Origin of the sequence: Pseudomonas sp. CH235 (assembly GCF_004368175.1) — a bacterium.
Classification (GTDB): domain Bacteria; phylum Pseudomonadota; class Gammaproteobacteria; order Pseudomonadales; family Pseudomonadaceae; genus Aquipseudomonas; species Aquipseudomonas paraglycinae.
In genome coordinates this window covers 132,787-139,583 of sequence record NZ_RRZJ01000014.1, presented here as the reverse complement: position 1 = coordinate 139,583, position 6,797 = coordinate 132,787, and the positions used below count along the sequence as shown (strand labels likewise).

The 6,797-nt window shown below is 62.0% G+C and carries 5 protein-coding genes; all 5 read right to left on the bottom strand.

Annotation, left to right across the window (positions count from 1 at the left end; translation table 11 throughout):
- Positions 1-300 precede the first annotated feature (300 nt).
- The 5 genes from EIY71_RS16770 to EIY71_RS16745 all read right to left on the bottom strand — a co-directional run bounded on the left by EIY71_RS16770 (position 301) and on the right by EIY71_RS16745 (position 6,722).
- A complete protein-coding gene (locus tag EIY71_RS16770) occupies positions 301-1,830 on the bottom strand; it encodes a DHA2 family efflux MFS transporter permease subunit (RefSeq protein WP_102717016.1) in 1,530 nt (509 codons plus the stop codon).
- A gap of 172 nt (positions 1,831-2,002) precedes the next feature.
- A complete protein-coding gene (locus tag EIY71_RS16760) occupies positions 2,003-3,205 on the bottom strand; it encodes an efflux RND transporter periplasmic adaptor subunit (RefSeq protein ID WP_085745958.1) in 1,203 nt (400 codons plus the stop codon).
- 15 nt (positions 3,206-3,220) lie between these two features.
- A complete protein-coding gene (locus EIY71_RS16755; protein WP_102687171.1) occupies positions 3,221-4,690 on the bottom strand; it encodes an efflux transporter outer membrane subunit in 1,470 nt (489 codons plus the stop codon).
- Entirely contained in the window at positions 4,680-5,162 is a 483-nt protein-coding gene (locus EIY71_RS16750; RefSeq protein ID WP_085608360.1) for a MarR family winged helix-turn-helix transcriptional regulator, read from the bottom strand. The genes EIY71_RS16755 and EIY71_RS16750 overlap by 11 nt, the downstream gene beginning before the upstream one ends.
- 237 nt (positions 5,163-5,399) lie before the next feature.
- Entirely contained in the window at positions 5,400-6,722 is a 1,323-nt protein-coding gene (locus tag EIY71_RS16745) for a hypothetical protein (RefSeq protein WP_134022352.1), read from the bottom strand.
- Positions 6,723-6,797: the final 75 nt, after the last annotated feature.

Here is a 6,797-nt window from a genome sequence, read left to right as displayed (position 1 = left end):
ATTCCAGGGCATGGTCAGCACCTCCTGACCATGATTGATACCTGTAAACCATGTCCCCGGTCTCAAACGTAAAGGATGTACCCGGTCTTTACCCACCCCAGCCCTCTCCCCCAAGGGGGCGAGGGGGAAAGGGAGCCGATATTCGTAGTTTTCAGAATCTGAGCTCGACTCTGTTTCGCAAGTCTGCACTTCAAGGCCTGAGTTCAACTCGGACTTTCAGGTCGGTGTAACCCGAATATCCACCTCGGTCAGTCCCCTCTCCCTCCGGGAGAGGGTTAGGGTGAGGGAAAGCTCTTGATCTTAGTGCCCGGAAGCCGCCGGCCCTGCCTTGGCTGCGAATGGCGGCTTGGCCAGCCACACAATCAGAATCAACCCCATGAACCCCCAGCCCAGCAGCGTGAAGTAATCCACTGTGGAGAGCATGTACGCCTGACTGGTGAGGATCTGATCCATCTGCGCATAGGCCGATTGGCTCGCACCACCCAGCGAATGCAAAGTCTCGCGAGTCGCCGGCTCATAAGTGCTGATGCTTTCGCTCATATACGCATGATGCTGATCCGCCCGGCGAATCCAGATCCAGGTGGTCAACGACGCCGCAAAGCTGCCGCCCAGTGTCCGCAGGAACGTCGCCAGACCAGCGCCATCGGCAATCTGGCTCGGCGGCAGGTCCGACATCAGAATGCTCAAGGTCGGCATGAAGAACAGCGCCACACCAATCCCCATGAACAACTGCACCAGGGCGATGTGCTGGAAGTCCACCTCGTTGGTGAACTCGGCACGCATGAAGCAGCTCAGGCCGATCGCCAGGAACGCCAACCCGGCCAGCAGACGCAGGTCGAACTTGTGCGCGTACTTGCCGACAAACGGCGACAGCAGCACCGGCAGAATGCCGATCGGTGCCACCGCCAGACCGGCCCAAGTCGCGGTGTAGCCCATCTGGGTCTGCAACCACTGCGGCAGGATCAGGTTGATGCCGAAGAATCCGGCATAACCCAACACCAGCACCAGCGTGCCGATGCGGAAGTTGCGATAGGCAAACAGCCGCAGGTTGACCACCGGATGCTGGTCGGTCATTTCCCAGATCACGAACACCGCCAGCGCGATCACCGAAATTGCCGCGCCGATGATGATGAAGTTCGACTCGAACCAGTCCAGGTCATTGCCCTTGTCTAGGATCACCTGCAGCGCGCCCACACCGATGATCAGCGTGATCAGCCCGACGTAATCCATCGGCTGATGGCTGGTGACCACCGGGCGTTTGGCCAACTGCTGGCGAACCACCATCACCGCAAAAATCCCGATCGGCACGTTGATGAAGAAGATCCACGGCCAGCTGTAACTGTCGGTGATCCAGCCGCCGAGGATCGGCCCGGCAATCGGCGCCACCACCGTGACCATCGCCAGCAACGCCAGGGCCATGCCCCGCCTCGCCGGCGGATAGACCGCGATCAGCAGTGTCTGGGTCATCGGGTACAACGGCCCGGCTACCAGGCCTTGCAGCACGCGGAAGCCGATCAGTTCCGGCATCGAGGTGGAGATGCCGCAGAGGAACGAAGCCAGCACAAACAGAATGGTCGCCCACAGAAACAGCTTCACCTCGCCGAAGCGACGGCTCAGCCAGCCGGTGAGCGGCAGCGCAATGGCGTTGCTCACGGCGAACGAGGTGATGACCCAGGTGCCCTGCTCCGAACTCACGCCGAGGTTGCCGGAAATGGTTGGCAGCGCCACGTTGGCGATCGTGGTGTCGAGCACCTGCATGAAGGTCGCCAGCGACAGGCCGATGGTGCTGAGCAACAGGCTGGGCGGCGTGAAAGAGGCGTTATTGCTCATCGCGAATCCTATGAAGCCGGGTTGGCGCCGTGTCTGTTACGGACACAGCTGCCCTTTGTGGGAGCGGCGGTGCGACAATTCGACTTGCTCGCGAAAGCGGTGTGTCTGACAACATCTATGTTGAATGTCAGGCAGCATTCGCGAGCAAGCCCGCTCCCACAGGGGGAAGGAATCAGCGTTGCGCGGTCTTGCTGACCGCTGCGCTGTTGTCGTGGATCAACTGGGTGATCATCGCGTCGGCTTCGGCCAGTTGGCGGTCGTAGACGTTGGTGCTGAACGAGGCCTTTTGCGGCGGCTGCTGGGCCAGTACCGGACCGCTCTGGTCGTGCAGGTTGACCTCGACATTGGTCGACAGACCGACGCGCAGCGGGTGTTTGGCCAGCTCTTCGGCGTTGACGTGAATCCGTACCGGCACACGCTGCACGATCTTGATCCAGTTACCGGTGGCGTTCTGCGCCGGCAACAGGGCGAACGCGCTGCCGGTGCCTGCGCCGAGGCTGTCGACGGTGCCGCTGAACTTCACGTCGCTGCCGTAGATGTCCGACTCGATCTCCACCGGTTGGCCGATGCGCATGTCACGCAGCTGGGTTTCCTTGAAGTTGGCGTCGATCCACAGCTGATCCAGCGGAATCACCGCCATCAGCGCGGTGCCCGGCTGCACACGCTGGCCGAGTTGCACGGTGCGCTTGGCGACGTAACCGGTGACCGGTGCAATCAGCGTGCTGCGAGCATTGGTCAGGTAGGCCTGGCGCAGTTGCGCAGCGGCGGCCATCACATCGGGATGCGACGAGACCACGGTGTCATCGACCAGCGCGCTGGTGGTTTTCAGTTGCTGTTTGGCGTTGGCCAGGGCGTTCTGCGCCGAGGTCAGGTCATCGCGGGCGTGGGACAGTTCTTCCTGGGAAATCGCCCCGCCTGCCGCGAGGTTTTTCCGCCGGTTGAAGTTGTCCTGGGCTTTCTGCACTTCGGCCTGTTGCGCGTTGACCTGGGCCTTCATGCCGTCGACGTTGCTGTACAGGCCGCGGACCTGACGCACGGTGCGGGCCAGATTGGCCTTGGCACTTTGCAGGCCGACTTCGGCGTCGTTCGGGTCGAAGTTGATCAGCACCTGGCCTTCATGCACCAGATCGCCATCGTCGGCACCGATGCTGACCACGGTGCCGGTCACCAGCGGGGTGATTTCCACCACGTTGCCGTTGACGTAGGCGTCGTCGGTGCTTTCGCTCCAGCGCCCGATGAATTCGTGATACGCCCAGACACCGGCACCGGCGAGGGCAACCACAACGGCCAGCACCAGCAGCATCACTTTGCGTTTGCGCGGATTGCCAGTGTCCTGGGCGTTGTCTTGAGCTTGTGTGTTTTCGGCAGTGGCCATGACAAGTACCTTGAATTAGTTGTGCGGCGTGGCTGGGGTGGCGTTTGCTGCGGTCAGGGTTTGCCCCTGGAAGCCGCCGCCCAGCGCTTGCATCAGTTGAATCGACAGGTCGATCTGCTCGGCATTCAGGTTCGCCAGCTGACGCTGGGCCTGCAGCAATTGCTGCTCGATGCTGAGCACGTCCAGGTAGTTGCCGATGCCGGAACCGTAACGCTGGACGACGGTGTTGTAAGAGTCCTGGGCAATCTCGGTCGCGTGCTGCTGGGCGCCGATCTGCCGGCCGATGTCGCGCAACTGGTTGATCGTGTCGCTGACATCGCCCAGGGCTTTCACCAGGCTTTTGTTGTACTGCGCCACGGCGAGGTCGTAATCGGCGTCACGGGCATCGAGGTTGGCGCGCAGGCGTCCGCCATCGAAGATCGGCACCGAAATCGTCGGGGCAATGTTGAAGAAGCGACTGGCGGAACCGAACATCGCGTCCCCCAACAAGGATTCGGCACCGGCCGAAGCCGACAGGTTCAAGTTGGGATAGAAGCGGGTCTTGGCCGAATCGATGTCCTTGCTCGCCGCCTCGACACGCCAGCGCGCGGCGACCAGATCAGGGCGACGGCCCAGCAGTTCGGCCGGCAGCACCGAGGGCAGTGCGACAGCGCTGGCTTGCAGGACTTTCGGTCGAGCGATTTCGTTGCCGCGATCCGGGCCTTTGCCGAGCAATACGGCCAGGGCGATTTTTGCGCTGTTCAGGCGTTTTTCAGCGTCGATCAGGCTGGCTTCGGAGCTGGCTTCCAGGCTTTGGGTCTGCTGGAACTGGTACTGGCTGTCGATCCCGGAACTCAGGCGGCGCTGGCTCAGGTCGAGCATCTGTTTGGTGCGTTTGAGGTCTTCGTTGGCCAGGTCATAAACGATGTGCGCCTGACCGAGATCGCTGTAGGCCCGGGCCACGTCGGCGGCGAGGGTCAGTTGCGCGGCCTGACGGTCGACTTCGGCGGCGCGGGCCTGACCGAGTGCGGCTTCCCAGGCGTCACGCTGACCGCCCCACAGGTCGAAGTTGTAATTGAAGCCGGCGCTGATGTTGCGCACGGTGGAGTAAGCCCCGCCCTGCCCCAGCGGATCCTGATCCCGGGCCAGACGCGAACGGCTGATGCCGGCGCTGGCGTCGAGGGTCGGATAACGCTCGGCATCGGCGGCGTACGCGGCGGCGCTGGCCTGATGGGCGCGGGCGTCGGCGATCTGCATGTCCGGGCTGTCTTTCAGGGCTTCGCGGATCAGACCGTCGAGCTGCGGATCGCCGAGGCTGGTCCACCAGTCGCTCTTCGGCCACGCGGCCTGGGACAGGGTGACGCCGTTGAGCGATTGCCCGGTCTGCAGGGTTTTCGCATCGAGGCTGGTACCCTGGGTATCGAGGCCACTGTAGTTGGCGCAACCGGCGAGGATCATCGCCGACAGCACCAGTGTCAGGCTGCTGCGCAAGGTTTTACCGCTCATTGTGTTCACCTAACCGCTGGATGGTGATCGGGTCACCGGCTGCCAGCAAAATTTTCTTGAGGATGTATTCCAGGGTTTTCAACTCGTCCGGGGTCACGGCGCCGGCGAGTTCATTCATGGCGTCGGCGCCGATGTGCGGCAGGCGATCGGCCAGTTGCTGGCCCTGCTCGGTGAGTTTGAGTTGCACCTGACGGCGATCACCTTCACTGCGTTGGCGAACCAGGAAACCTTTCTGCTCCAGACGATCGAGCATGCGAGTCATCGAACCGCTGTCCAGCGACAGGTGCCGGCACAGCTCGGCCGGGGTGTCGACGCCGAACTGGGCCATGATGATCAACACCTTGAACTGCGCGGCGGTGATGCCGTGGGGTTCCATGTGGGTGTCGATGATCTTGTCCTTGAGCAAGGCGGCACGGCCGAGCAACAGGCCGAGATGGCAATGCTTGAATTCGTCGGGGGTGAAATGCTTCATGTGCTCACCTAATAACTGCCTAGGCAGTGAATGTATGTCGAGATGTTACTGCCTAGGCAGCGAATGTCAACGTAATAGTTAGGTTGCTTTGTAATTGGTTGACCAGTGGAGTGGTTTTTTCTGTCGTCCGTGCAGACGCCATCGCGAGCGGGCTCGCTCCCACAGGGATCTCATGTCTGCACGAATCAATGTGGGAGCGAGTTTGCTCGCGAAGGCAGCGACTCGGTGTAGAGCCGTTCAGGACTTGTCGGAGGGATGATTCATCGGTGGCGGCTGAAGGGGATGGACTTCCCGCCCACGCAACGCAGTTACCAAATACCCGCAGGCGCGCCTGGCTCCCGCGTAAATGCCGTGCCAGCCCGGCGGTGCCGGCTCGATGGCGGCATGCAACGCCCGCGCATAATCAAGCACCAGGCCCGGCGTCCAGGCCATGGCCTCGGCGCGCTTGCGCACCTGAGCCGCGACCCAGAATTCGGGACTGATGATGACCCGGGCGAAATCCAGCATGCTCGAATGCCCCCGGTTCATCGCACCTTCCAGTGCCGCTTCCAGGCTGTGCGCAACGGCACTCGAACAGTTGCGGCTGGTGAGGTTGTAGGTGGTGGTCTGTCGATAGGCCGCCCAGAACGCCTGAAGCCGCGCGGCGTCGTAGCGCGCGAAGCTGACCTGAACCGACGACGGGCACCAGTCGGCGACCTCGCTCGCATAGTCCGGCAGAAACCGCCCCACCACGTCGTTGTTCGGCGTAGCTCGCAGCAACCGCACGAAATCCCCCGCCGAGCGATCGATATCGTCCAGCGGGTAATGGCTGATGTAAATGTCCGGCCCACATTCCAGTGCCGCGTGGCCGGCAGAGATGACGCCGTTGATATCGACCGCCGCGATATAACGATTGAGGAAGCGGTTGCGCACCAGGGTGTCTTCAACCGTACCGCTGGGTGTCCAGACATGGATCACCATTGCGCTGTTGCATGCAGGGGCATGGACCGGGGAAGGCGTCACCGGCGACGGTCTGTTCTTGAACCGCCATGCCTGCTGCAACAAGGCACAGCCCGAAAGAAAGATGCTCATGCCGATGCAGAACGGCACCGTCCCCTTGTAGAGGCTCGGATACGGTTCGAGGATGAACACGCCAAAGCCGATCTCGAACAGCGCCACCAGCAGTGACATTCGCCAACCGACAAAGCGCACCACCACCGCAGCCGCCAGTCGAAAACCGCCATCGAGCAGAAAAGCCGCACCGAACAGCACCGCGAGAATCACACCGGCAGCATGCTGTCGGTCGACGATCAGCAGCCCCAGCAGCAGAAACGCCAGACCGCGAGCCTTGCGCAAAACCGCCGCTGTACCGGTTTTCGGGGCCGGCACCAGCAGAATGATCAGGGCTTCGAGCAACAACAGATAGCCGAACACATGCAGCGGAAAATACAGAACGCCGTCCAGCGCATCGATGAAGATGGCCACTCCGGCCGCGCCCCAGACAACGCCGGTCAATGCCAGGGCTGACCAGCGCCGGCGGACAAAATCGTGACCGAGCAAGACCATACTCAAACGAACCATTGGCGCCCCCGGGGCGTTTCGGGCAGCCGCAAACGGCGCCCTTCAAGCTGCGGTCAGTCTAATACATCCAGAAAA